General features: G+C 48.7%; 19 protein-coding genes. 7 read left to right on the top strand and 12 right to left on the bottom strand.

Annotated elements, in window-relative coordinates; all coding sequences use genetic code 11:
• Nucleotides 1–64 precede the first annotated feature (64 nt).
• Both ACMQ5W_RS01840 and ACMQ5W_RS01835 read left to right on the top strand, forming a co-directional pair.
• Nucleotides 65–748 (top strand): ABC transporter ATP-binding protein, encoded by a 684-nt coding sequence (locus tag ACMQ5W_RS01840; protein WP_419022903.1) that lies wholly within the window; start codon nt 65–67, stop codon nt 746–748.
• Nucleotides 745–2,556, top strand: coding sequence for an ABC transporter permease (locus tag ACMQ5W_RS01835; RefSeq protein WP_419022902.1), 1,812 nt, complete (start codon nt 745–747; stop codon nt 2,554–2,556). Before ACMQ5W_RS01840 ends, ACMQ5W_RS01835 begins: the two co-directional genes overlap by 4 nt.
• A 65-nt stretch (nt 2,557–2,621) precedes the next feature.
• On the opposite strand, the gene ACMQ5W_RS01830 is transcribed toward ACMQ5W_RS01835, so the two are convergent.
• The 4 genes from ACMQ5W_RS01830 to ACMQ5W_RS01815 all read right to left on the bottom strand — a co-directional run bounded on the left by ACMQ5W_RS01830 (nt 2,622) and on the right by ACMQ5W_RS01815 (nt 7,733).
• Complete coding sequence (locus ACMQ5W_RS01830; protein WP_419022900.1) at nt 2,622–3,938, bottom strand: MATE family efflux transporter; 1,317 nt, start codon at nt 3,936–3,938, stop codon at nt 2,622–2,624.
• A 570-nt stretch (nt 3,939–4,508) separates the two neighbouring features.
• On the bottom strand, nt 4,509–5,522 hold the full coding sequence (locus tag ACMQ5W_RS01825) for a homoserine dehydrogenase (protein ID WP_419022898.1): 1,014 nt from the start codon (nt 5,520–5,522) through the stop codon (nt 4,509–4,511).
• A 66-nt stretch (nt 5,523–5,588) separates the two neighbouring features.
• Nucleotides 5,589–6,710, bottom strand: a complete 1,122-nt coding sequence (locus tag ACMQ5W_RS01820) for an aminotransferase (RefSeq protein ID WP_419022896.1) — start codon at nt 6,708–6,710, stop codon at nt 5,589–5,591.
• A gap of 15 nt (nt 6,711–6,725) precedes the next feature.
• Nucleotides 6,726–7,733, bottom strand: coding sequence for an ornithine cyclodeaminase family protein (locus tag ACMQ5W_RS01815; protein ID WP_419023534.1), 1,008 nt, complete (start codon nt 7,731–7,733; stop codon nt 6,726–6,728).
• Between the two features lie 185 nt (nt 7,734–7,918).
• Between ACMQ5W_RS01815 and ACMQ5W_RS01810 the strand changes: the two genes are divergently transcribed.
• Complete coding sequence (locus ACMQ5W_RS01810) at nt 7,919–9,079, top strand: PucR family transcriptional regulator ligand-binding domain-containing protein (RefSeq protein ID WP_419022894.1); 1,161 nt, start codon at nt 7,919–7,921, stop codon at nt 9,077–9,079.
• A gap of 429 nt (nt 9,080–9,508) precedes the next feature.
• Here the strand turns inward: ACMQ5W_RS01810 and ACMQ5W_RS01805 are convergent, their stop codons facing one another.
• From ACMQ5W_RS01805 to ACMQ5W_RS01795, 3 genes are all read right to left on the bottom strand, one after another.
• Nucleotides 9,509–10,327, bottom strand: coding sequence for a histidinol-phosphatase HisJ family protein (locus ACMQ5W_RS01805; RefSeq protein ID WP_419022892.1), 819 nt, complete (start codon nt 10,325–10,327; stop codon nt 9,509–9,511).
• Nucleotides 10,328–10,345: 18 nt separating this feature from the next.
• On the bottom strand, nt 10,346–11,794 hold the full coding sequence (nhaC, locus tag ACMQ5W_RS01800; protein ID WP_419022890.1) for a Na+/H+ antiporter NhaC: 1,449 nt from the start codon (nt 11,792–11,794) through the stop codon (nt 10,346–10,348).
• Between the two features lie 156 nt (nt 11,795–11,950).
• Nucleotides 11,951–13,177, bottom strand: coding sequence for an MFS transporter (locus ACMQ5W_RS01795; protein WP_419022888.1), 1,227 nt, complete (start codon nt 13,175–13,177; stop codon nt 11,951–11,953).
• Nucleotides 13,178–13,580: 403 nt separating this feature from the next.
• On the opposite strand from ACMQ5W_RS01795, the gene trxA reads away from it, so the two are divergent.
• Nucleotides 13,581–13,892, top strand: a complete 312-nt coding sequence (gene trxA / locus ACMQ5W_RS01790; RefSeq protein ID WP_419023532.1) for a thioredoxin — start codon at nt 13,581–13,583, stop codon at nt 13,890–13,892.
• A gap of 53 nt (nt 13,893–13,945) precedes the next feature.
• Here the strand turns inward: trxA and ACMQ5W_RS01785 are convergent, their stop codons facing one another.
• The 3 genes from ACMQ5W_RS01785 to ACMQ5W_RS01775 are packed head-to-tail and all read right to left on the bottom strand — an operon-like array spanning nt 13,946 to nt 15,752.
• Nucleotides 13,946–14,608 carry a Crp/Fnr family transcriptional regulator gene (locus ACMQ5W_RS01785; RefSeq protein ID WP_148494076.1) on the bottom strand — a complete coding sequence of 221 codons (663 nt, stop codon included), beginning with the start codon at nt 14,606–14,608 and terminating at the stop codon, nt 13,946–13,948.
• A gap of 15 nt (nt 14,609–14,623) precedes the next feature.
• Nucleotides 14,624–15,178, bottom strand: coding sequence for a chromate transporter (locus tag ACMQ5W_RS01780; protein ID WP_419022886.1), 555 nt, complete (start codon nt 15,176–15,178; stop codon nt 14,624–14,626).
• Between the two features lie 4 nt (nt 15,179–15,182).
• Nucleotides 15,183–15,752: a chromate transporter gene (locus ACMQ5W_RS01775; RefSeq protein ID WP_419022884.1), complete on the bottom strand. Its 570-nt coding sequence runs from the start codon at nt 15,750–15,752 to the stop codon at nt 15,183–15,185.
• Between the two features lie 115 nt (nt 15,753–15,867).
• Between ACMQ5W_RS01775 and ACMQ5W_RS01770 the strand changes: the two genes are divergently transcribed.
• A complete protein-coding gene (locus ACMQ5W_RS01770) occupies nt 15,868–16,797 on the top strand; it encodes a LysR family transcriptional regulator (RefSeq protein ID WP_419022882.1) in 930 nt (309 codons plus the stop codon).
• On the opposite strand, the gene ACMQ5W_RS01765 is transcribed toward ACMQ5W_RS01770, so the two are convergent.
• A complete protein-coding gene (locus tag ACMQ5W_RS01765) occupies nt 16,743–17,588 on the bottom strand; it encodes a patatin-like phospholipase family protein (RefSeq protein ID WP_148494073.1) in 846 nt (281 codons plus the stop codon). The genes ACMQ5W_RS01770 and ACMQ5W_RS01765 overlap by 55 nt on opposite strands.
• Before the next feature lie 22 nt (nt 17,589–17,610).
• Nucleotides 17,611–21,060 (bottom strand): helicase-exonuclease AddAB subunit AddA, encoded by a 3,450-nt coding sequence (gene addA / locus ACMQ5W_RS01760; RefSeq protein WP_419022879.1) that lies wholly within the window; start codon nt 21,058–21,060, stop codon nt 17,611–17,613.
• A 242-nt stretch (nt 21,061–21,302) separates the two neighbouring features.
• Between addA and gpmI the strand changes: the two genes are divergently transcribed.
• Together gpmI and ACMQ5W_RS01750 are read left to right on the top strand one after the other, a co-directional pair.
• On the top strand, nt 21,303–22,802 hold the full coding sequence (gene gpmI, locus ACMQ5W_RS01755) for a 2,3-bisphosphoglycerate-independent phosphoglycerate mutase (RefSeq protein ID WP_419023530.1): 1,500 nt from the start codon (nt 21,303–21,305) through the stop codon (nt 22,800–22,802).
• Nucleotides 22,803–23,091: 289 nt separating this feature from the next.
• Nucleotides 23,092–25,341 carry an LPXTG cell wall anchor domain-containing protein gene (locus ACMQ5W_RS01750; protein WP_419022877.1) on the top strand — a complete coding sequence of 750 codons (2,250 nt, stop codon included), beginning with the start codon at nt 23,092–23,094 and terminating at the stop codon, nt 25,339–25,341.
• Nucleotides 25,342–25,479 lie beyond the last annotated feature (138 nt).

The following is a 25,479-nucleotide window of genomic DNA, read 5'->3' as shown; positions in this document are numbered from 1 at the left end:
CATATTCCTGTAGGGTTGATATGATAAAATTCCAAATATCAAAATCGAAAGAGGTGTTTACTATATGAGTTTATTGGAAGTCAAATCAATATCAAAGACCTATGGACGGGGTGAAACCGCTGTTCACGCGTTAAAGGATGCAAGTTTTTCCGTACCGAAGGGAGAATTTGTCGCAGTTGTCGGTGAATCGGGCTCCGGCAAAAGTACCCTTCTCAACATGATTGGCGCATTGGACGTGCCTACTTCGGGCAAGGTGTTCATCGGAGGAAAAGATATTTTTGCCATGAGGGACAGCAAGCTGACTATCTTTCGCCGCAGGAATATCGGGTTTATTTTTCAGAGTTTCAATTTAATTCCAGAGCTGACCGTTGAGCAGAACATCATTTTCCCCCTCTTGCTGGATTATCAGAAAGCAGATAAAAAGTATCTGGAAGAATTACTGACCGTGCTCAATCTGAAAGAACGGCGCCACCACTTACCTAGTCAATTATCTGGCGGGCAGCAGCAGCGCGTGGCCATCGGACGCGCTTTAATCACACGGCCGGCACTGATTCTCGCCGACGAGCCAACCGGTAACTTAGACACGCAGAACAGCAGCGAAGTCATATCCTTGCTGAAAGAAGCTGCCAGGGAATATGAGCAAACCATCATCATGATCACGCATAGCCGCAGTACCGCACAGGCGGCAGACCGGGTATTGCAGGTGTCCGACGGTGTGTTGGCTGATTTAGGGAGGTGTCGCGAATGAAAAGTTATCTCAGCTTAATCCCCATTTCTGCCAGGGTGCACAGGCGGCAAAACCGCATGACCCTTCTCTGTATCATATTTGCTGTATTCCTGGTGACGGCTGTTTTCAGTATGGCGGACATGGGCGTGCGGATGGAAGAAAGAAGATTGATGGCGAAGCACGCTGATCTGAACCTTCAAGATCTTACAGACAGCGCTATGGGACAATCCATCTATCTGATTGCCGCAGTGTTATTTGTGCTGATACTGATTGCCGGTGTGCTGATGATCTCCAGCAGTATCAATAGCAATGTCGCCCAACGTACAAAGTTCTTTGGCATGATGCGCTGTATCGGTATGAGTAAGCAGCAGATTGTGCGCTTTGTCAGACTTGAAGCACTCAATTGGTGCAAAACGGCAGTCCCTATCGGCCTCGTCCTCGGCATTGCGGCCACCTGGGTCTTGTGTGCTGTTCTGCGTTTCGTCGTAGGCGAAGAATTCTCTCACATCCCCCTCTTCGGCGTCAGCGTCATCGGTATCATCAGCGGAATTGTGGTAGGCATTGTTACCGTACTGATCGCCGCCAGATCTCCAGCAAAGCGAGCGGCAAGGGTCTCCCCCGTCACTGCGGTTTCAGGGAATTCAGAAAGTACAAGCGGCGTACATCACGCAGTCAAGACCCATGTTCTCAAAATTGAAACTGCCCTCGGCATTCATCACGCTGTATCAGCCAAGAAAAATCTGCTGCTGATGACTGGCTCCTTCGCTCTCAGCATCATTCTCTTTTTAGGCTTTACGGTTCTGATAGATTTTGTCAACTGCCTGATGCCTCAATATTCCAATACATCTGACATTACAATTGCCGGCAGCGACAGTTCTAATTCAATAGACGGCAAGCTCCTTGGTACACTCAGCAGTATGGAGGGGGTAAAACGTGTCTTTGGTCGTAAAAGCGCCTTTGATGTACAGGCAGAAATAAACAAGGAGAATCTGCAGGCAAGCAAAATCGACATCATTTCTTATGACGAATTTGATTTAGATTGTCTGACGGAAGATGATATGCTGAAAAAAGGCAGCGATATCGCAAAGGTTTACGGTGACAGTCATTATGTGCTGGCAACCTGGGATAAAGACAGTCCTTTAGCAATCGGTGATAACATACAGGTCGGCGATAAAGAAGTTGAAATTGCAGGCTTATTAAAATACGACCCTTTCAACAGTGACGGCAGCACACAGGGGAAAATCACGCTCATTACTTCCAGCAAAACCTTTCAGCGGTTGACAGGGAAAAGTGATTATTCACTTGTTATGATACAACTGTCGAAAAACGCAACGGAAAAAAACGTCCAGGCAATCCGCCAGTTGGCGGACAAGAAATATACCTTTAGCGACCAACGCGAGCAAAACACTTCCGGCACTTATATGGCCTTTGTGTTCTGTATTTATGGATTTTTGACAATTATCACCCTGGTCACAGTGCTGAACATTGTCAACAGCATCTCCATGAGCGTATCTGCCAGAATCAAGCAATATGGGGCAATGCGGGCAGTCGGGATGGATGCGCGGCAGATCACGAAGATGATCGCTGCAGAAGCAGCTACCTATGCATTATCCGGCTCCATCGTCGGCTGCACAGTCGGGCTGTCAATCAGCCGAGCGCTCTATTATTTCCTCATCACGAGTCACTTCCATTATGCCGTCTGGAGCGTACCCGTTGGCGACTTAGCAATCATTCTTCTATTTGTTCTAGTCGCCGCCCTTGCCGCAGTCCATACGCCCGCAAAACGGATTCGCAATATGGCAATCACAGAAACGATCAACGAACTATAAGCCCTTTTCGGCACCACGTTTCGGCAGCATTGAGAAATCGAAGCTGCTGTTTTGCTGGCTGCCCTTTACAGGTCTTTGCGTTTCACCATATAGCGTCCCAGATACAGCAGAAGCAGCAGCAGCCAGGATAACCCTTCAGCATATGCGATGACCATATTGCCGCTGTAGGCGACCAGCGTATAGGACATGATGATTCTGGCAATCAAGGACAGAATCCCTGCAATGCTGGAAAAGGTCACATCCCCTACCCCTTCTAATACGCCGCGGACGGACATAGACAATCCGTATATCACGTAGAAAGCGGCAATGCGCCGGAAAAAGTCCCGCCCGATCCTGGCGGCTTCCGCTTCTACGCCGAACATGGATATCAGATGACCGCCAGTCGGAATCACCAGTACAGTCAGCACCAGAGAAATACCGATCATCAGCACCGTGCCAATTTTGAAAAATTTTCTGATTCGTTCTTTGTCTCTAGCGCCGTTAGCCTGTGCAACCATTGTTGCGATGGCTGATCCCAGATTGATGATCGGCAGCAGAATAATAGTATCCACGCGATATGCGGTCGTAATCGCTGCGACCGTCTGCGTTCCAAAGCCGTTCATGAAGTTCTGCAGAAACAGGCTGCCCAATGCGCCGACACTGGATTGTATCATCGGCGGTGTTCCCAGCTGAAACCCTTCTCTGATCGTGGTCAAGTCTACCATCTGCTTGTTGAATTGAAAGCGCAGCATCTCGTGCTTCTTTACCGTATAACAGATGATGAACACCATCATCAAAATCTGAGAGACAACCGTCGCCGCGGCCGCACCCTCTACACCCCATCTGAACACCGCTACAAACAAAATATCCAGTAGTACATTAGTGACCGAAGAAAACAGAATCGCCCAGAATGGCGCTTTGCTGTCTCCTATGGCACGCAGCGCTGCAAAATAGACATTGTAAACCGCCAAAAACGGAATGCCGATGAAGATCATCTGTAAATAAGTTTTTGCCAAATCAGTGATATCCGCCGGCGTGTGGAGCACACTGAGCAGTGGAGCTGTCAATACCATGCCTACAACGGTGAAAAGCAGGAAGGCGCATCCTACAATCATCAGAAAGGTAGATAAAATCCGATGTATGACGTCTGTTTCTCCGCTGCCATATTTGTGTGCAAAGAGAATGGATAACCCCATGGTGAATCCTGTCATGGCCATGATATAAAAATTGGTAACAGTTCCTGTCGCACCGATGGCCGCCAAAGCCAGTTCTCCCTCTACATTACCTACAATAAAGGCGTCTGCCCAGTTATATAGCTGCTGCAGCATGCCGCTGAGTATGAGTGGCAGACTGAAGCGGACTAACACAAGCGCTAAACTTTCTTTTCCCGATTTTCGGTTCACTGTATATGCCTCCTTTACAGCTTTTGCGATAAACGTCCAAATCTCCAGATTTGGCTGATAACAAAAAAAGTGCTTAGGAATCGCCTTGCAGCAAGTCTTCTGCTGTACCTACGGCTCATTCTAAACACCTTGTACTCCCCATCCGGTGAAGGGGTAGGTTTCTATTTTATTATGTCTATTCTATAATATGCGATTTTTCTTGTCAAGGTCTGTTGCGCTTTTTGATACCCCCACCTGGTATGCAGCGTGAATCAGGTCTAGATAAATGCCTATTTCTTTCAAATTTCTGCCCTATTCAGGCGGATTTCTCTAATTTTTAATTGTCTGTCCCGTTTTGGCAGGTCATTCTGTAAATCTTTCTACAGTATAACAATAGTTTAATGATATCATCTACATGGTTTCAGTGGATTTATATGGTGCATTTTTCTTTTTTATCATGCCTTGCACTGGTATACCCCCGTTGATTTGTAAAATCTGCCCGATTATCCTTATTTTTTGTCCTTTTACGGTATATTTCAGAAAATCTGGCAGACTTACGCCAGCTGCTATGTCAGAGGTTCCATAATGTTGTCACGATTTGTTTGTTTCTGTCAGAACTCTAAGCAGATCGCCCAGTACGCCATATGCGGTCTGATCGATTTCCGGCTCATAGACGTGTTCAATAATCGACACGTCGCCCATCAGATCCGTGGTGAGGGTCACGCAGGCAGCGGTGCCATTGACCCTTGCAAAGAGACTGTCCTCCGCCACGAGCCGCGGTTTTACCGTTGCCACCGGTTTGCCGTTTTCCATTCTGCCGTAACAGAGCAGCTTATATTTCATCTTGCGCGCCTTTGCCTCGTCAATCTGTTCCTTGGTGATTGAACCAATTCCCTCCCGCCTGATATCCTGCGGTGTGATTTTCACATCCATCAAAACATTCATCAGGGCAGTCAGTTTTGCTGCCGCGTCCCATCCTTCCAGATCCATGGACGGGTCAGCCTCGACAAAACCTCTTTTCTGCCCTTCCTTCACTGCAGCCTCGTAGGTCACGCCCTTTTCCATCTCGTCCAAGATGTAATTGGTCGTCGCATTGAGAATCCCTTTGATTTCAGTAATCTGACAGCCCATCAGTGTCTCCTTTGTCAGATTGAAAACCGGTACGCCGTCCATAACAGCAGCTTCATGGCAGAAGCATACGCCCTTTGTCGCAGCCAGATCCCTCAGTTCCCGGAAAGCCCAGGCGACAGGTCCCTTGTTGGCGGTGATCACATGCTTTCCTCTATTGAGTCCACCCCTGATGTGATCGATGGCAGGCATTCCCGTCTGAATATTGATAGGTGTCAGCTCTATGAGAACGTCATAATCTGCTTCCAGTATGACCTCCACAGCGCTTTTCTCCCTGTCAAATGCCTGATTGTCAAGATTTTCTGTGTCGATGCCGCTGCCGTCTATGAGTGCACCTTTGCTCCTGGTACAGATAGCGGTAATCACAGCCTCAGTATTAAAATGATCGCAGATATAGTCCGTCCTCTGACGGAGCATCTTTGCAAACGCCTTTCCCACATTGCCGTAGCCGATCAGCGCCAGTTTGATTGTCTTCATTTTTTCCCTCACAAATCCAAATACCAGACGGACGGCCCTGCCATCCGTCCGGTCATTCCATTTATCTTAGATTTCTTTTAACAGTTCCGCGATGATGTCCAGACCCTTCTGCAGTACGTCCGGGCTGAAAGCATAACCGATTCTGATGCAGTGTTCCATCTCGAAGCAGGAGCCCGGCGTCGTCAGAACACCTCTCTCCTTGACCAGGCGAACGCAGAAATCAAAGGAAGAAATCTCCTTATCGTAATAAACCAGGGCGGTGGTGCCGGCGACAGGTCTCACATAATCCACACCTTCCGTCTCCTTTACCCACTTGTCGAGGATGTTTCTTCCTTCCAGCAGAATCTTGGCATTTCTCTCGTAGAGCTTATCCTTGTGTTCCAGCGCCAGACTGGCCAGGATATCATCGATATAACCACAGCTGATGGTGTCGTAGTCTCTTCTGCCACAGAACTGCTTCATGATTTCCTGATCCTTTGTCGCGATCCAGCCGATTCTAAGACCTGCAAGTCCGAAAACCTTGGACATGCTGGAAGTGGAGATTCCTTTGTCATACAGGTCTGCGATGGAATACATGTAACTTCCGTCCTCCGAAATGCCCCTGTACGCTTCGTCGCAGAGGATATAGGCGCCCACCTTTTCGGCCATTTTGACGATCTCCATCATCACGTCTTCCGGCACAAAAGCGCCCGTCGGGTTATCTGGATTACAGATGGAAATCAGCTTGGTGTTCTCGTCGATCAAAGCCTCCATCTCCAGCAGATCAGGTACAAATCCGTTCTCCTTTTTCAGCCACAAGGTTCTGACCTCTGCCCCGATAGATTCAGGAATAGAATAGTGCTGCTGATAAGTCGGCAATACTGTGACTACATTATCGTTTCGTTCTACCAGCGTCGCGATCACCATATGATTAGCGCTGATTCCGCCGTGGGTCGGCACCACGTCTTCCGGCATCAGATCTCTGTAAAGACCTGCAATCCCTTTTTTCAGTTCCGGGGAGCCATGGATGTGGCCGTATACCAGCCGCTCTCCCTTCAGACCCGGCAGAAATGCGTCTGGATCTTTACCACATAGCTCTAATAACTCCCCGATTTCCAAAGAATCAATACAGGTTTCTCCCAGGTCGTAGGTCAAAAAACCTTCGTACTCATCCATCCAGCGTTCCACTTTAAATCTTTCCAGTTTCATAATGCATTCTCCTCTTTATAATTCTATGATTTGTCCTAATCCTTGTTTTTCGGCCTCTTTGATAGCAAGCATACCTGTGAGCAGATCAAGAAGTGCGGTTCCTGTGGCATCGAAGACGGTAATCTGCTCATCATTTTCTCTGCCCGAGACTTTTCCTGTGATTATATCACCGATGATGCCGCTGATATTTTCTCTGTTCATAATGCCTTTTTTGATAGGAATCTCAATTTCGCCCACGTTGATACATTGCTCGATATCGTCTACAAAGACCTTTGCACCTGCGAAGATTTGCGGGTCGATTTCTTCTTTACCCGCCATGTCGGACCCGATGCAGGAAAAATGGGTTCCCGGCTTGACCCATTCCTTTTTGATGATGGGTTCTCTCGACGGCGTGACAGTGATGATGATGTCACTCTGCCCCGCGGCCTCTGCAATATCTTTCACCGCAGTAAATTTCGCCTTCACATTCTCCATGCCAAAATCCGCCGACAGGGTTCCACTAAGGTTTTTCGCGAATCTGTCTGCGTTATCATAGTCCAGTCCGTCATAGACCATCACCTTTTCAAGCCCAGGAAAACTGAGCAAGGTGGCCGCTGCCTGGAAGGTTGCGACGTGGCCTGCGCCTACAAGCAAAAGATTTTTCGCATCTTCTCTCGCCAGCAGCTTTGCCCCGATAGCGCCGGCAGCACCGGTTCTGATGCCTGTAATATGGGAACCGTCCAGCAATCCGACAGGCGCCCCGGTCTTTGCGTCGAAGATCAAAATGGTGCCCAGCAGCGCTGGCAGTCCAACCTTCTCATTCTGTTCAAACCAGGACACTGATTTAAGGCCGTAGATGCCGGCATCCTTAAGCCAGCCTGATTTAATATCCATCTCCGCACTGCCTGGAACAAACTCCTCTGTGATCAAAGGGTAAATTGCCGAAGCACCAGCAGACTGCGCCCGATACACCTCTTCTATGGTTTCAATCACATCCTTCATCTTCAACACCTTGACGGTGTCTTCCCTTTTCAAAACTTTCATCTCTAACACTTTCTCGTCTCCTTTCTGTCTCCGCTTACTTTCAACTTCATTTTAATGGCTGCACAACCCGTTTTTTTTAGTATTTTTTTGAATTTCCCCTATATTTTTTGGTATATTACCAATTGAAATGAGCAGAAATCTGTTTATAATTAGAGGTAGGAAATATCAGGTGAGGAGGGTTTGGAATGGCATTAACAGTAAAGGATATCCTGCAGCTAGGCGGTCTCTCAAAGATGCGTCTCATCGCAGGAAAGGGTGGTTTGAACCGCTACGTGGTTTCTCTCGGCATTGCAGATTATGAATTTTCTTCCTTTGCCCAGGCATCAGAAAAGAATGTCTTTGAACCGGACATGATTATACTGAGCACCCTGCTCTTTGCCAGGGACGAACCGGACCTCATCCTTGCGACGACAAAGTTTCTCTGTGAAATCGGCGCTGCCGCCTTTGCCTGCAAAACGACAGTCTTTCCTGATCTTCCAGCAGAGGTCATCGACTTCGCCAATCATCATGACTTCCCTATCATCCAATATGACGGCGACCTCTATATGGAGAGCATCATCTTCGAAATATTAGACGCTGTCAGGAAAGAGGACGACAACTTCTTTTCGGAAGAGAACTTAAATCAGATGATTGCAGGCAGTCTGACGAATGCACAGATCTATGCCCTGAGTAAAAATATCTCCCTGAAACTGAAAGAATATGTCATGGCGGTCTACATCAAAGGAGAGGACGAGGATTTTCAGCTCAACCTGGAGCGTTATTCAAAGGTCTTCTACTTGAATCGCAACCTAAATACCAAGGCGCTGGTATGCAAATATAAAAACGGTCTTTTCGCCATTCTGACCGCACGTCAGAATAAGGAAAAGACCTTCCGCATCATTTTAGATGAACTGATGGAATTTTTATCGCCTTGTAAAGAAGGGCTCTATGTCAGCTGCAGCCGCATCCACGAACCGTACAAGGAACTGGATCAATGCATCAGAGAGAGCTATTACACCCATATCGCCTCTGTTGCAGAAAATCGCGCCTTTGGCAGTTACGACAAAATCGGCGCTTATCAGCTTTTGGTGCCCCTGGCCGATTCAGCAGTCATGAAGGAGTTCATGACTGCTCTGATCGATCCAATCAAGGAGAAACCGGAGTTCTTCGAAACAATCAGGCAGCTGGCTCTCAATGAAGGGGACATCTTCAGGACAGCGTCCTCACTCAAGTGTCATCACAACACCATCCGTTATCGAATCAGCAAGATCAAACAGTTTCTGTTCTGTGAAGAGATGAGCGATCAGGAGTTCTACGTCAATGTCTCCCTGGCCGTGCGCCTCTATATGCTCAATGAGTATAAGTGATAAAAATACATTGATGCAATAACTTCTCTTAAAATCAAAACCGGATTTCATAGTTAATATTTCCATATAATTCCGTTATTACCATTAACCTTGTGGTATGATAATTGTACTGCTGCACCTTCAGCAAGTTTGCTAGAAGGAAGGTGATGGTTATGTTGGACTTTTGGTCTGCGTTAAGTATTTCTGTCACGGGCAGTGTGATAGCGTATTACATAGTCAAATGGTTGGATCAGAAAAAATAACAGCAATCAGCCTAATAAAAAAACACGGAGTAGCCGCTCCGTGTTTTTTGGTGATACTTATGTATCGAACTTTTGGTCTAGCACCTTCTGCTAATTAAAGTCTAGTACAGTTGTATGGGGAAGTCAAGAACTCATTTAGAATATCTTATTACTTTTTTGTTTTTTGGCCTGCTGCATCTCTCTCCCTTCACAACTTATAAAATACTGGCTTCCGTTCTTTGTAAACCGCATAATACCTGAGTCCGCATGCCTTCACCATCTCTCCTGCCTCTTCAAAGCATTCCCCCACACGCTCCGGGGTGTGAGCGTCAGAGCCAAAGGTGATGATCTCACCGCCAAGTTCCGCATAGCGGTCGATAATTTCAACCTTCGGGTTGGTCAGACCCAGGCTTTTCAGTCTGGAGGTATTCACCTCTATGCCTCTGCCTGACTGAATCAGCGCCTGTAGGATGCTGTCCAGCTCGCCACCATATTTGCTGTAGGAAAAAGTCTCGATGGCGCCTGGCGCATATCGGAAGATGAAGTCCAGATGGCCGCAGACGTCGAAGTCCGGTATCCTGACGATATTCTCGTACTCTTCCTGAAAGTAGAGCCTGCAGATTTCCTCTGTGCTCTTCCCCTCATAGGTTCTGAGATCGTCAGCGCCCCTCCCTCTGAAATTATGGGTCGAGCCGATGATGAAATCAAAGGGATAGTCTCTCGCATACGCCGCCAGCTTTTCCGGCAGGTGGGGCTGCAAGCCCAGCTCCACCCCCGTCAGCACCTCGATTCTGCCCGCATACTCTTCTCTGATCTGCGCCAGATCAGAGAGATACCCTTCCATATCGTCCGTATCACCGATCAAAAATGTGTAATTGTCCGGCGGGAAGATTGGCTGATCGTAGTCCTGATGCTCTGTGATGCAGATGTGCTTCATGCCCAGCCGCAGCGCGCTGTCGATTTGATTCCGAACCGGGGTCTTGGAATCACTGGACCACCTTGTATGTATATGCATGTCACTAATCATATTACAGCCTTCTTTCCCTTATGCAGTTGCAGTTTCCGCTTCTCTTTCCAGAGGTTTCATGCAGATACCCGTGATACTGTAGAAATATGCCAGAATCCAGATGGCGTAGCTCATGAAACAATATGGGAAATATTGTGCAATGGGAACACCCAAGACTGATGGATAATAAATGCCAGAAGCGGACCAAGGGATGAATCCCGCTGTACCAGTACAGAAGTCTTCCATGGTTCTCGACAAATTCAAGGTTGACAGTCCCATCTCTTTGTACTTCTCCGAATACATTTCTCCCGTAAGAATCAGCGCCAGGGTCGAACTTCCTCCGATAGCCGTCAGAACAACGCAGGAAATCGATGTTACGAAGACCAGGCTGAATCTGGTCTTTACAGACAGCAGAAGTTTTCCCAGCAGGGCTTCGATTGCGCCAATGTGTTCCATAATCGCTGCAAAATATAAGCAGATATATACGGTAATAAAGGATTTCATCATGGAGGCCAGTCCCCCTCTGTTGAGCAGGCTCATGGCATCATCACCCGCATCAGCAGCAACAAATCCGCTTCTTGCACTTTCCACCATTTCTAAGTTAAACCCACTGTAGAGGGCTGTAATCCCATCCTCCAGGCTAAACCCCTGATAGAATACGCCGATCAGAACAGCCAGGGCAGCAGACAACATCATGATGACAGTCGATGGCTTTTTAGCAATACATCCGTAAACCAGGAGCACCATCGGCAGCAAGACGATGACGTTCCACTTGAAAGCCCCATCCAGTGCATCGAGCAGCTGCAGGGTGTTCTCCGGCAGACCCGTCGCAGCTGCGTCCGCTTTGATACCCATGACTGCGTAGATGATCAGTCCGATCAGTCCTCCAGGCACAACCGTTTTGGACATGTTTTTGATGTGATCAAAGATGTCATTTTTTGTCGCCAGCGACGCCAAAATGGTCGTATCAGATAGCGGAGACAGCTTGTCTCCGAAGATGGCGCCGGTGTAGCAGGCTCCTGCTACCGCTGCGATGTTCACGTTCGGCATGGCCATAGCGATTCCCATCATGGTGATACCTGCTGTAGCGGCAGAACCCCAAGAAGTCCCTGTACAAGTTGAAAAAATCGCGCAGAGAATGAACGCCGAAACAAGAATCCATTTTGCACTGACTAGCTGCACGCCGTAATAGATGAACATGGGAATCGTGCCGGAAAACATCCATGCTCCAAGCAGAAAACCCACGGCAATCAGTACCGAGTTGGCAGGTGCAGCCGCTTTGATCTTTTCTGCTGAGAAGTCCTCCAAATCCTTCCACGTGTAACCGCATCGCCAACCGATGAATACCACGTACATGAGGGCGATCCCCATCAGAGCAGGTGCAGACAAATCGGCCAGAGAGCCGAAGAAGAAGATTACCAATAATACCAATACTGCACTGAGCGCTTCAATCAGAGTCGCTTTTCTTTTTTCTTTTTGTCTCTTCATAGTTTGATTTCTCCTTTCAAAATCTTTTTTCATTATAAGGTTATTTACCCTATTCCAGCTTAGAAGTTTTCAAAAAAATCTGTCTATTATTTGGCAAATTACCAAACAATAGACAGTTCCTTGCCGCTATAATGAAAGCAGAAATCTTTGGCATACTCAGATGCGCTCTTTTTTCTTTTGCAGAACCCCGCCGATTCCAATCACAACTGCCAGTACCACGAGAATACCGATCCCCGATATCAGAAACCACATGTGCACGCCCACCTTTTCCGCGACCGGACTGCTGATCAGAAGGCCTATGGGCATGGTGAAGGCGGTGACCTGACCGATCAGAGAAAAAGCGCGGCCCATCTTTTCCGGCGCCACAGTCTCTTGAATGTAAGCCGTCAATGGGATTCCGTGAACATTTCCAAAGGCACCCATGGCTGCACAGGTAACCGCAAATATGATCCATCCCAGGAAGGTCGCCGGCATCAGACCGCAGATAGCCGTAGTCACACCCACTCCCCAAAGGCCCAGATAAGACGTCCTGATTTTGTTCTTGATCTTCAAGACACTGCCAAAGAGGAGGGCCGCGATCATCATTCCCGCGGCAAAGGTGACCTCCACAATGCTGCCGTACATGGCGGAAAGATCAAAGTAATCGCTGGTCATCAGGGGATAGAACGTAGAGAGCGGTGCATAGAAAAGCATGCACAGAACCTCTGCAACCATCAGCGTCAACAGATTTTTATCTTCTCTATAGACCTGAATCCCCTCTTTAAAATGAGCAAAAAAACCGGTTTCGTGATTCTCATGCTTCACAAGGCGCGGAAGCTTTACGACCGCAAGGGCTGCACTGGCGAAAACCGCACCGATGACATCGGTCAGCAGCACCAGTGACATCGGCAGCGCCGCGTATAGAGCCGCGCCGATGACAGGGCCCAAGATAAAAGAACCTGCCGTCATCAGCTGCATCCATCCATTGACTCTGACCAGTTCTTCTGTTGGCACCAGCTGCGGTATGATTGACTGAATCGCCGGCTGATGGAAGGTGCCGCCGATTCCTCGTATGAATAGAATCGCCAGAACCGCCCATATGGGAAATGTAATCGCGTTAAGCAAAAACGCCGCCACCAATGCAGCCAATCCCATAGACAAGTCAGCTGCAATGCAGATCATCTTCCGGCTGTATTTGTCTGCGGCGACTCCGGCGAAAGGGCTGAGAAAAGCCATGGGCAGATATGCCGCCAATCCTGCAATACCCATAATCATCGGGGATGCCGTCTGTTCTGCCAGCCACCAGATCAAAGCAAACTGCACGGCAGAACTTCCGATTAAAGAAATTGCCTGCCCGACAGCAATCGTCAGAAATTTGCCTCTCCATTTTATGTTATTTTCCATTATTGTCCTCCTCTGTCTTCGTCATGCAATAGCAAATCTCATTTAGAAACAAAAAAAGATAACTCTCGCCTTGGAGTTATCTGTAATCAAAACAAATGGCATATGCAGAGAAAAAGGGTACGCAAGACCGCATTATCTCCTCAGACAGCGATTTCATGACCTTATGCATCCATTTAGTTAAGTAAGTACAACAAATAACTCCTCTCTTTTAGGAGTTTCTTATTCATTGTTCCTCATCTTAACGTAGATACATCAAGCCACCTCTCCTTCTTCATAATTGTTTTCATCATAACAAGTTTTCAATCAAATAGCAAGAGTTTTTTTCTTTTGTAACCGGGTCACAGAAGTCCGTCATATATTAATGCTATACTCTGTTTATCAAAGAAAGAAAAAAGGAGTTGATATTATGGCTAAGGCTTTTAATAAGAATAATTTCAATGAGGAGGTCCTCAAATCTGATGTACCAGTAATGGTAGACTTCTGGGCATCGTGGTGCGGACCGTGCAAGATGCTGGGGCCGGTCATCGAAGAAATTTCAGAAGATGCAGAAGGCTACAAAGTCGGCAAAGTGAACATAGATGAAGAGCCAGAACTGGCGAGAGAATTTGGCATCATGAGCATTCCGACCGTCATCGTCTTTGAAGGAGGCAGACCTGTCAAACAGTCCTCTGGGTTCAAACCGAAAAAAGCGCTGGAAGCCCTCATCCAGAATTAAACATACGAAACCCTGTAATCTGTGGAATCCGAGATTACAGGGTTTTGCTTATCTTAGGAAATTTTTTCGTAGAGAGCTTTGCGATCTACGATTTTAATGCCTCCGCGAAAGACCTCTATCACTTTTGCAGATGATAACTGTTTGAGGGTACGGGTCACGGCTTCGCGGGCGCTGCCGATGGCCTGTGCCAGTTTCTCCTGCGTCATATGCAGCGTATCGCCCCCTGTTCTCGCCGTCTCATCCAGCAGAAAACTGACGATGCGCTGCTCTAAAGTCATGAAGAGCATCTGCTCTACAGCCGAAATGACATCGGAGAATCGTTCTGTGGTCAAACGGTACACGTAGTTTTCCACGTAGACGTTCTTCTCTTTGATGGAGGAAATGAGATTGACAGGAATCAGTATGGCCTCCACCTGGCTTTCTGCTGAAACCTGGGCTGGAAAAGATACCTGTGACAGCATGCAGGATGCTGACAGAAGGCAGACATCATCCTTTGCCAGGCGCGCAATGGTCACCTCTCTGCCGTCCTCCGAATACAGATAGAGGCGAATCATGCCTGATTTTATGTAAAGTACGCCCAGGCAGTCCATCTCCGTGGAGGCAATCAGCTGATTTTCTTCAAATCTGACAATCCTGGCCTGCGACTGCAATAATTCTCGTTCATCTTCTGTTAAATGCTCCCAAAAGGGAAAAAGACTCAAATCGATTCGTTCCATAAGTTCGCCCTCCTTTTAATATATTACCACTCCGGCAATCCCTGTCAAGGCCATCAAAACAATCGGATTGACTTTCACCTTCTTCTGCAGCAAAATGGCCACCGCCCCTGTGAAGATTGCTGCTGCTTTGAAGTCAACGTGCTCCGGCAGAATCAGCTGAGAACTTCCCGTAAAAGTTAATAAGATGATGATACCCGCCGCAGAGGCGATCAAACCCACAGAAGCAGCTTTCAAGCCTTTCAGCAGGCCTGAAAAGTATATTGATTCCTGATGGCTCTGAAAAAACCAGCAGAGAAGGATTGAAATTACTACACCTGCCAGAATACAGCCGATAGTCGCCAGTACGGCACCCCAGACACCGGCAATCTGCAGACCCACAAAAGTGGAGGTGTTGACCGCCAGAGGACCTGGCGTCATCTGCGATATGGTGATGATGTCGGTAAAGGTCTTCTGTGTAATCCAGTCGTGGAGCTGGACCACCTGTTCTTGGATGAGAGGAATGATGGCGTAACCGCCTCCGATGCTGAACAGTCCGATCTGGAAAAAAATCAGAAATAAATAGAATGGCATACACTTACCCCCGCTTTCTCTTCAGCTGCCACAGACGAAGCAAAGAAATCATGCCACAGCCTGCCAACACGATTGCCGCATTGACCTGGCAGAAAAAGTTTGCCGCAAAGGCAGCCGGAATCAGCAACACCAAAAGCCTCGAACCGTCTCTGGCAATGAATCTGACCATGTCGATTATCAAGTCCACCATCAAAGCGGCAACACCGGCCTGCATACCTTTCAGCACTGCCGTAACAAAAGGATTCGTGACAAAAATACTGTACCAGGCAGATACCGCCATCAAAATCAGCAGGGGTGGAAGGATGGCGGCAATACAGCTGACGGCTGCTCCCATGAGCCCCAGTACCCGATACCCTGCCAATGCAGTCAAGTTTATGGCGATGGCGCCCGGTGCAGACTGGGAGATTGCGGCGATGTCCATCAGTTCCTCTTCTGAAAAGAATTTCTTTTTCTCTACGTAATATTTTCGCACCATAGGCACCACCACATAACCCCCGCCAAAGGTGAAAGCACTGATAAATAAGTTCATATAAAAGAGCCACAGGCCCTGTTTCAATTTTTCCGTCTTGGACATTCTTAAAGTTCCTTTCTTTCACTTCTGTCTCAATATAGTATACCTCTTGCAGATCTATAAGAAAAACGATATAATCTAATCATAATCATTAATTTTATTCATGAGGAGAAAAAACATGGATATGACCTTCCGCCATCTGGAAATCTTTGAGGCTGTCGTCGAGACCGGCAGTTTTACCAAGGCAGCGAAAAAGCTCTTTATCACCCAGTCCGCAGTTTCTCACGCCGTTCACGATTTAGAAGATATGACCGGGGCGCCTCTCTTCGATCGCCTGGGAAAAAGCGTACGCATTACAAAGACTGGAGAATTGCTCCTGCAAGAGGCCGAACCGATTCTGACCGCCAGTAAAGCCCTGGAGGTTCGCCTCCATACACTGGAAAAAAATGCGCCCATTCACATCGCCTGCAATATTACCATCGCCAATTTCTACTTGCCAGCCCGATTGCAGGCTTTCAGCAAAGCCTTTCCCTGCATCTCTGCAAGTGTAGATGTCATCCCAGCCGCCACAGCCATAGAGTCACTGCAGAGGGGAAAAGCAGATCTGGCCTTGGTCGAAGGTACCGCGCCGCAAGAGCCTTTCAGCAGTAAAAATATGGGCGCCTATGCCCTGAAGGCCGTCTGCGCACCGGACTATCCGCTGAAAGAGAGGCAGTTAACGCTGCCCCAGCTGTGCAGGGAAAAGCTTTTGCTCAGAGAAGCCGGCAGTGCGATCCGGGACACGTTAGACAGCCAGCTGTATCTGGCAGGCTGTAAAGCCTATCCCGCCTGGTGCAGTGTCAACGACTCAGCGCTCTTAGCGGCAGCCAGAGCCGCCCTGGGAATCGCCATCCTGCCAGAGGCTTATGTTTCAGAAGAATTAAAAAAACAGCACCTGGTGGAACTTTCGATTCCTGACCTGGTGCTGGAAAATCGCATGTATGCAGTCTGGCATCGAGACAAATATCTGACAAAACCGCTGCGAGCGCTCATAGAGATGTGTGCCGATATCCATCAGCCTTCCAAAAAGGCCAAGAGCTTTGCCCCCAGTCCTTCCGCCACGAAGTAGCCTTCCTGGTAAGCGGCTTTCAATTTGCCGCGGTCCTTCTCTGTCCTGCCGATGTCAAGAGGTCCCATAGGCGCGATGACAAAAGCGCGGCCTGCCGCCTCCTCTTTTTCAATCAAATCCAAGGTTTCATTGTAAACTTTCGATCTATTTTTTAACGCCGCGGCCATTTTCGGATATTTCCGGTATCTGAGACCTGCAGCCGACGCAATGCGGCTGTTCTTTTTTCGGTAATCCCGCGGCCGGGTCAAAACGATGACATTTTTCTCATTGCCCTGTCTGAGGGACTGTGCCAATGGAATGGAATCAGAAATGCCGCCGTCCATGTACAAATTTCCGTCGATTTCAACCATATTTGCCAGCAGCGGCAGGGAGCTGGAAGCCCTGACGTATTCGATATCGCGAAACATGTCTTCAATTACCGGGTATTCCGCCTTGCCGGTTTCACAATTGGTGACCACGGCCTGAAACTTGATGCCGCTGGCAAGGAATGCCTGGTTGTCTATAGGATAAAGCTCCTGGGGGATTTTGTAATAGAGAAAATCAGCGCCGAAGAGGTCGCCAGTCTTGCGCAGGCTTCGCAGGCTGCAATAGTTTTTGTCGTCCAGATAATCGGTAGCCGTGGCATAAGCCCGTCCACGCTGGCCGCAGACGTAACTGCAGCCGTGGCAAGCGCCAGCGGACACACCGATGACGTTGTCAAAACGAATTTTCTGATCCAACAAGTAGTCGATGACGCCGGCTGCGAAAATCCCCCGCATACCGCCGCCCTCTAAAATCAAAGCATTACTCATATCTATTCCACTTCCTTTTCCATCACATTCTCACTAATTTCCCTGCTCCGAAAAGATAGAGACAGGCTTCTTTCACCGGCCGTCCTTTGGCAGTTTCCAAGGCTTTCTGATATATTTCGATCTGGCCGCCGTAAGTTCTGCGCAAACGCTCGGCTTCCTTCTCAAAGTCCTTTTGCGGATCAATCCAGCTGCTCTTATAATCGAGCAGCACAAAACCGTCTTCTTCTTCGAAATAACAGTCGATGATACCCTGGACGATGACTGTCTCACCCTCCATCTCCATCTGCAGATCAAAAGGCCGCTCACGCTCCAAATTGCCGGCTCGGTAGCCAGCGGCACAGCGGCTGCCCAGCTCCGTATCGAAAAATTCGGCGATGCGCGGCAGTTCTATGGACTGCAAAGACTCTGCGTCAAAGATCTCACGGTTGACGTAATCTTCGGCTGCCGCCTGGATGTAGGGCAGGCCTTCTCTTTCTGCCCGATCAAAGTCCAGCCGTTCCATGATGCTGTGATAAATGGTGCCCTTCTCGGCCGCCGTCAGCTGTCTTTCTCCCTGTCTGAATTTCGGTACGGCTAGCACCGTCTCAAACGCTTTCTGCTCAGTCTGTCCCATGCGGTTAATCTCCGTAACCGAATACTTAGATTTCAATTTGCGGGATGCCTCGTACGGATAGACGAAGTCCAACTGGCGCAGTATTTCTGCCTCTTCCTCTTTCGAAAGCTGTCTGTCAAAGATATCTTTTCCCATGGGATTACCCTGTATACCGCTTTTTTCCGTGCCTCCATGAGACAGGAGATTGGCGTCCACCAGTTCAAGGCGGGAGACGTCTCCGATCATATCCAGATAAGTCGTATCACCGCCCAAGCCGATCTGGCGGTTCTCCATGAATTTTGCACCTTCTTTGACCGTTCCTGTCATGTAGAGCAGATCCTTTGCCCGCGTCAGCGCTACATAGAGAACCCGCACTTCCTCAGCCACTTCCTCTTTGTGCACCTGCTTCTGTATCAGCCTCTGCAATAGGGTCTGCTTGTACCAATGTCCCTCAAAATCAGCGAGAGTCATACCGATACCAATATCCTTGTGCAGGGCGATGCCGCTGCCAATTTTGGTGTAGTTGAGTCTGCGGCCCATACCGCAGACCAGAACCAGGGGAAATTCCAATCCTTTGCTCTTATGGATGGTCATGATACGCACCAGGTCGTCGTTTTCACCCACCAGCTTCACCTGCCCCATCGGCACGCCTCGTGTTTTGACCGCGTCGATGTAGCGGACAAAGCTGTAGAGCGAGCTCTGTCTGTTGGCAGCAAATTTTTCCGCCTTATCGACCAAAGCCCGCAGGTTTGCCTGGCGCTGTGTGCCCCCTGGCATGGCGCCCATTTCGAGATAATAACCGGTTTCCAGCAGCAGCTTCCAGATAAATTTGCCCAGGGGCTGTGAGGTAGCCATGGTCTTCCACTTCTTGATGGAGGAAAGCGCCGTTCTGCACTTTTCTCTCAGCGGTCCCTCCTTGCCCTCTGCGGCAAATTTAAGAAAAGCCGCCGCGTACTGTCCATTCTTGCAGGCGGCCCTGACCTGCCCCAGTTCGTCAGTAGAAAAACCGAAAATCTCTGAGTGGAGTACGCTGATCAGTGGCACGTCCTGCATCTTATTGTCTATCACCGATAAGAGATTCATAAACACGTTGATCTCCATCGTGTCAAAGTATCCTTCGCTGTCGTCCACGAAACTGTCGATGCCGTTTTCCTTCAAAATATTGCGATAGACGTCAGCGTAATTTCTCACGCCTCTCATGAGAATCACCATATCGTGAAGACCGATTTCCCGACAGACGCCAGCTTTATGATCGAAGAACTTTCTGCCCAGGTTTTCTCTGATCAAACGGCAGATTTCCAGAGCCTCAAGCTCTGCATTCTTCAGATTGGCCAGCTCCTCATCTGCCTCATCGATGGTAGAAGCATCCACTACCTTGACTTCCGGTACATAGTGGAAGGGACCCTCATAGCTGACTCCGGGATAAAGCATCGCATCTTCGTCATAGTCTTCCATGAGATTCTCGAAGATGTGGTTGATCTCCGATAAAATCAGGGGCTTACTGCGAAAATTCTGATTCAGGTCGATTTTAGCAGATGCCTTGTTCTCCGCGCTTCCATAAGAAACATATTTGCTCTTAAAAATTTCCGGTTCCGCCAGCCTGAATTTGTAGATACTCTGTTTCATATCGCCGACCATGAAGAGATTGTTCTCTCTGGCCACTTTAGCGATGATCTCTTCCTGAAGGATATTGGTATCCTGATATTCGTCGATAAAGATATATTCAAATTTCTTTCTGTAATGGTTCTGCGCCTGCGGGTGTTCTAAAATGGAAAGGCAGTAGTGTTCGATATCGTTAAAGTCGACCAGCTTCTTGTCTCCTTTGTTGGTTCTGAAAATCTGGTCAAAAGCCGTCAGCAGCTTGCGCAGGGTTTCCGCCTTTGGCGCAGTCTTGTTCATCTCTGCAATCATCTCAGAAAGACTCTGGGTAAAAAACAGGGCCTTGATATCGCTGACCAGACCAGAGGCCTTCTTCCGACAGGCGGCTGCCAGGTCCTTGACTTCCGCGTAAGCTTCTTTTTCTTCTTTCTTCGCTACCAGCCGGACAGACTGAAAGGCGCCGACACAGCTGCCCAGGGCGTCCAAGTCTCTTGCTTCTACTGCCTCTGCCATCTCTTGATAAAAGCACAGTTCTTCTCCTGTCACTTTTTCTGCCAATCGCGAAAGACCTGCATCTGACAACTCTATTGCCGCCCGTTCTTCATACGCTGCCGCCTTTTTTACAGAGTCCTCGATATAATCCCAGATGTATTCCATGATGGGGGACTGTAGGAATTCCTCTGGCGAAAGAGACAGCTCTGCGATCTTTTCCTCCAGCCACTGCCAAGGGTATGGCAGCGACTGCAGCACATTGTATGAGGTATTGATGATCTCTCTGATCTTATTTTGATTTCTATCGGAGCTGTACCAATTGAGGAATGCGTAGAATTCCTCTGCATCAGAAGCAAAGCACTGCTCCATGAGCTGATCCATGGAATCCTCTTTGATAATGGTTCTCTGCGCGTCGTCGCAGATAGAAAACCCCGGTTCCATATCAGTCAAAAAGAAAAAAGTCCTGATCACGTCCAGGGCAAAAGAATGGAAGGTGCTGATGTTGGCTCTCGGCAGCAGATTCAACTGCTGTCTCAAATTCTGGGAATTCGCCGGATCGGCGTCGATTTCTTTATTGATGGCTGTGCGGATTTTCTCCTTCATCTCTGCCGCAGCAGCATTGGTAAAGGTGACAATCAACATTCTGTCGATGGATACACCGTCTTCTATAATCAATTTTTTGATGCGCTCGACTAAAACCGCAGTCTTTCCAGATCCTGCGGCGGCGGCTACCAATATATTTTTTTCTCGTTCATCAATTGCTCTCTGTTGTTCTCTTGTCCAGTTCATTTTGACCTCTTTTTCTAATCACTGTATTTGATTATACCAAAAAATTTGGTATAATGGAAAGATAATATGTGAGAAAGGAAATGAATTTCATGAAAATAAATAAAAAACGTGGAAATGACGGAATCAAAGATTCCTATTTCCACATTTCGCCCACAAAGAGCGACTCTTCGCAAGGTACGTTCTTTGAAACATACGGAAATACGTCCTTCGGACGACATTTCCTATGTTATAAAAGACCGACCATGCTGATGATCCTGGACGGTTTTGGTCTCAATGAGAGAAAAGAAGGAAACGCCATCGCTGCGGCTCGTAAGCCCGCTTTGGATGCAATATTTGAGGAGTATCCGGGCACTCGCCTCGATGCCAGCGGTCTGGCAGTGGGTCTGCCCGACGGACAGATGGGAAATTCTGAAGTGGGCCACCTGAACATCGGTGCCGGAAGAGTCGTCTATCAGGAGCTGACCAGAATCAGCAAATCAATCAAAGATGGAGACTTTTTCGATAACGAGACCCTGGGCAGAGCTATGGATTACGCTCTGGAAAATCATTCCGCCCTGCATCTTTTGGGGCTCTTGTCAGATGGAGGCGTCCACAGCCACATCAGTCATCTCTTTGCCCTGCTTAATCTGGCAAAGAAAAAAGGTCTGACCAAAGTCTTTATCCACTGTTTCTTAGACGGCCGCGATGTGCCGCCGCGATGTGCCGGAGAGTATATTGAAGCCCTGCAGAACCACATGGCTCAGATCGGTGTGGGTGAAATTGCCACCGTCATCGGCAGATATTATGCCATGGACCGGGATAAGCGATGGGATCGGCTTGAGAAAGCCTACGATGCCATGACCTTGGGACAGGGTTTTGCCGCATCTACCGGCTGCGCCGCCGTAGACAGCGCTTATGCACGGGAGGAAAACGACGAATTCGTACAGCCGACTTCCACAGGCGCCGCAACGGTCAAAGACGGCGACGCTATGATCATGTTCAACTTCCGCCCAGATCGAGCGAGAGAAATCACCCGCGCCTTCGTAGATCCTGATTTTGACGGCTTTGCGCGAAAGAAGACCTTGAAAAATCTGAAATACGTCTGCATGACCCAGTATGATGCACAGATGCCAAATGTGGAGGTGGCCTTCCCGCCGCAAACGCTGACCAATACCTTTGGAAATTATATTTCATCCCTGGGCCTTTCTCAGCTGCGCATCGCAGAGACAGAAAAATACGCTCACGTGACTTTTTTCTTTAACGGCGGCGTAGAGGCTCCTTGTGAAGGCGAGGATCGAATCCTGGTCCCTTCCCCACAGGTAGCCACCTATGATCTGCAGCCGGAGATGAGCGCGCCAATCGTCACCGAGCGGGTGCTGGAACAGATCGAAGCGGAGAAATACGACTGCATCATCCTCAACTTTGCCAATGCCGACATGGTGGGACATACCGGGGTCATGGAAGCCGCTGTCAAAGCCATCGAGGCTTTGGACAAATGTGTACCGCAAATTGTAGATGCCGTGCTGAAAAAGGGCGGTCAAATTCTCTTAACGGCAGACCACGGTAATGCCGATTGTATGATAGACGAAGCCGGAAATGTAGTCACAGCTCACTCCCTCAATCAGGTGCCTCTGATTCATATCGCGGATAAACCAGTTCAGCTGGCTGACGGCGGCCGCCTCTGCGACATCGCACCGACCATGCTGGAACTGATGGGCCTGGCCATTCCGGCAGAAATGACCGGGAAGAGCCTGGTAAAATAACGATACAAAAGCATTGGAAGTTTTCAGTCCCAATGCTTTTTCTTTTTCTCTTCTGACAGAGCAGATCAAGCTGCCTGTAAAATGAATCCCCTGACGCAGGCAGCAAACCGGCAGGCTCGCTTTCCGCCGCCTTTTGACCTCTGTGTCTCTCCCCACGGATAAAATCGCCAAATTTTATCCGGTTTGCGCAGTTTAAATACGGCTTATGCAGATATCCTTGACCCCCCCCCCACGATATGTACAATGTAATTAAAACTAATGTATTTTCCCCTGGGAGGAGGAATCAATCATGAAGAGAAAAACGAAGATAAAGAAAGCACTGGCCTTAGCTCTGGCCCTGTGTCTGGTCGCCGCATATTTTCCAATGCAGGCCAGCGCAGAGGATACAGGTACGGTCACAATTACGTCGCAGGACGATTGGGACAAAATGAATTACACGCCTGGTAGCTGGCCCCAGACGATCGAGATCCAAAGCGGCAGCATTGATGCTGACCGTTATGTCTATTCCAACATCACTGTGACAAACGGCAGCTTTACTGCGGGCCAAAATTTCGGCATGGCCGCTGGTAAAACTGTCGAGGTAACTGGCGGAACGTTTACCTTCAACGGAAATCCGAGCGGAAACGCTATCAGCGATGTAACCGTCAGCGGTGGTGCCGTTGTCAACAACGGCTGGATTTCGAGCGCGACGGTTAGCAGCGGCACCTTTACCAACAAAGGCAAAATCCAGGGGCTGACCTTGTCCAGCAACGGCACCTTTACCAATGAAGGCAGTGTCGAGGGCACTGTAGAGATCAATGGCGGCACCTTCAACAATGAGGCTGACGGAAAGGTAACGTACCCGGTTACAATGTCTGCCGGGACCTTTACCAACAGGGGCAGCGTTAAGGGCCATATCACAATGAGCGGCGGTACCTTTCAAATTGCTGACACCAGTTCGGTACTACCCAACATCACTATGCACAGCGGTGAAATTAAGAATAGCACCGGCAGCGACATTACCGTTAACATTAATGGGAGAGATAATTCTTTAGCCGCAAACGCTTCCGTCGATAAGGTCCTTGCAACGCCTACAGATTTAAAACTGGAAACGGATAATGCAAGGGAAAACGTTAATGCAACATGGAATACAGTGCCGGATGCAGAACGCTACGAGGTGAAACTGTACAGCGGCAGCAACCCTGGCACGCTATTAAAAACGCAGACTGTCAATAGTTCTTCCACCAGCTGCGACTTTACCCAAATCATCAAAGAGAAAGGCTATGGAACCTATTCCTTCACCGTGCAGGCTCTTGCAAGTGACAAAGTAGCAAGCCCAGTGGCTGAAAGCGAATCAGATAATCCCTTTACCTACACGGGACCATCCGGGACAGATGTAACCAACGACAACTACGCCTGGGACTACAGCACTCGCACGCTGACCATCAAGACAGATGACGGTTGCTTAGGCTGGCGCTCCGATGCGGATATCCTGGGCACACTAATCAGCGACGACTCCTATAAAGTCGTGGAACACGTCGCCATCGGTACGGCCGTTACAACCCTTGCAGAGAAGATGTTTGAACACTGTTCAAAAGCAGAAGACATTGTCGTACAAGCGAACAGCGTTACTACTCCAGACAGCTGGGCAACTGGGATACCTGACAACGCCATCATCTATTACAACGGCAACAACATCACAAGCGCACAATCCTACGAATGTCTCGTCATCGGCATCACGGATGGTCAAGTTTTCAAGGGCAGAACGCCGGATTACTTCACTGTCTATGGCGCGGAAGCTTGGGCACCGACAGCTTGGGAAATCACAGGACCCGATACAGCTGTTTCCAAAAACTTCATAGAAAATGACCTGAACACCTACACCGTCGAGCAAAATGATATGAACTTGGATGGCGGCAAGGTAGGCAAATATACCCTGACCGTGACCTATGAAGATGGTATTAAAACCTCAATCCCCATCCAGTTCACCATCTTAAAGGAAGACGGCTCAGGCGGTGATCCCGGCACTCCCTATCCGCCAATACAGCAGTACACCATTACTTCTTCTGCTGACCAGGGCGGAACCATCACACCCCTTGGTACAAAGAAGGTCTACGCAGGGTTTTCCGCCAGCTACGACATCAAAGCTGCGGAGGGTTATATCCTGAAGGATGTCCTGGTGGACGGAAACTCCGTCGGTCCTGTAAATGGGTACACCTTTAAACCTGTCTATGCGGATCATACCATCCACGCCATCTTTGAAAAAAAGGCAGGCACGGATCCTGAGAATCCAAACAACCCTGAGAATCCAAACAAACCGGGCAAACCAGGCAAACCGGGCAAACCAGGCAAACCAAACAAACCGGACGACCCGCACAAACCGGGTAAACCCGACCAGTCAGGAGACAAGACAAAGCCCGCCGGCAGCAAAACTGACAGTGATACTGACAGCGATGCACCAAAGACAGGCGATGGAAATGATCTGCTTCTGTGGCTTGCCCTGGCAGCAGCCGCGGGCGGAGCGGTCACAGTTGTTGCCAAAAAGAGAAAACAAAGCTAACACACCCTCCTAAAGCGGGGCGGTAGCAGGCCGCCTCCTTGGATTTGAACCGCAAGGCAGGCTGGGAATCCCCAGCCTGCCTTGCCTTTGCCAAAATTCGCCGATTGCCAAGATGATTCCCGTCTCTTTTTTCCAAAA

The organism is Emergencia sp. (assembly GCF_048465375.1).
Taxonomy (GTDB): domain Bacteria; phylum Bacillota; class Clostridia; order Peptostreptococcales; family Anaerovoracaceae; genus Senimuribacter.
This window is presented reverse-complemented; position numbering and strand designations above follow the sequence as displayed.

What these genes read in the sequence shown, in the direction of transcription:
- ACMQ5W_RS01840 (WP_419022903.1), top strand. Translation starts at nt 65, where the DNA reads ATGAGTTTATTGGAAGTCAAATCAATATCAAAGACCTATGGACGGGGT.
- ACMQ5W_RS01835 (WP_419022902.1), top strand. Translation starts at nt 745, where the DNA reads ATGAAAAGTTATCTCAGCTTAATCCCCATTTCTGCCAGGGTGCACAGG.
- ACMQ5W_RS01825 (WP_419022898.1), bottom strand. Translation starts at nt 5,522, where the DNA reads ATGAAGACAATCAAACTGGCGCTGATCGGCTACGGCAATGTGGGAAAG.
- ACMQ5W_RS01820 (WP_419022896.1), bottom strand. Translation starts at nt 6,710, where the DNA reads ATGAAACTGGAAAGATTTAAAGTGGAACGCTGGATGGATGAGTACGAA.
- ACMQ5W_RS01815 (WP_419023534.1), bottom strand. Translation starts at nt 7,733, where the DNA reads ATGAAAGTTTTGAAAAGGGAAGACACCGTCAAGGTGTTGAAGATGAAG.
- ACMQ5W_RS01810 (WP_419022894.1), top strand. Translation starts at nt 7,919, where the DNA reads ATGGCATTAACAGTAAAGGATATCCTGCAGCTAGGCGGTCTCTCAAAG.
- ACMQ5W_RS01805 (WP_419022892.1), bottom strand. Translation starts at nt 10,327, where the DNA reads ATGATTAGTGACATGCATATACATACAAGGTGGTCCAGTGATTCCAAG.
- nhaC (WP_419022890.1), bottom strand. Translation starts at nt 11,794, where the DNA reads ATGAAGAGACAAAAAGAAAAAAGAAAAGCGACTCTGATTGAAGCGCTC.
- ACMQ5W_RS01795 (WP_419022888.1), bottom strand. Translation starts at nt 13,177, where the DNA reads ATGGAAAATAACATAAAATGGAGAGGCAAATTTCTGACGATTGCTGTC.
- ACMQ5W_RS01785 (WP_148494076.1), bottom strand. Translation starts at nt 14,608, where the DNA reads ATGGAACGAATCGATTTGAGTCTTTTTCCCTTTTGGGAGCATTTAACA.
- ACMQ5W_RS01780 (WP_419022886.1), bottom strand. Translation starts at nt 15,178, where the DNA reads ATGCCATTCTATTTATTTCTGATTTTTTTCCAGATCGGACTGTTCAGC.
- ACMQ5W_RS01775 (WP_419022884.1), bottom strand. Translation starts at nt 15,752, where the DNA reads ATGTCCAAGACGGAAAAATTGAAACAGGGCCTGTGGCTCTTTTATATG.
- ACMQ5W_RS01770 (WP_419022882.1), top strand. Translation starts at nt 15,868, where the DNA reads ATGGATATGACCTTCCGCCATCTGGAAATCTTTGAGGCTGTCGTCGAG.
- ACMQ5W_RS01765 (WP_148494073.1), bottom strand. Translation starts at nt 17,588, where the DNA reads ATGAGTAATGCTTTGATTTTAGAGGGCGGCGGTATGCGGGGGATTTTC.
- addA (WP_419022879.1), bottom strand. Translation starts at nt 21,060, where the DNA reads ATGAACTGGACAAGAGAACAACAGAGAGCAATTGATGAACGAGAAAAA.
- gpmI (WP_419023530.1), top strand. Translation starts at nt 21,303, where the DNA reads ATGCTGATGATCCTGGACGGTTTTGGTCTCAATGAGAGAAAAGAAGGA.
- ACMQ5W_RS01750 (WP_419022877.1), top strand. Translation starts at nt 23,092, where the DNA reads ATGAAGAGAAAAACGAAGATAAAGAAAGCACTGGCCTTAGCTCTGGCC.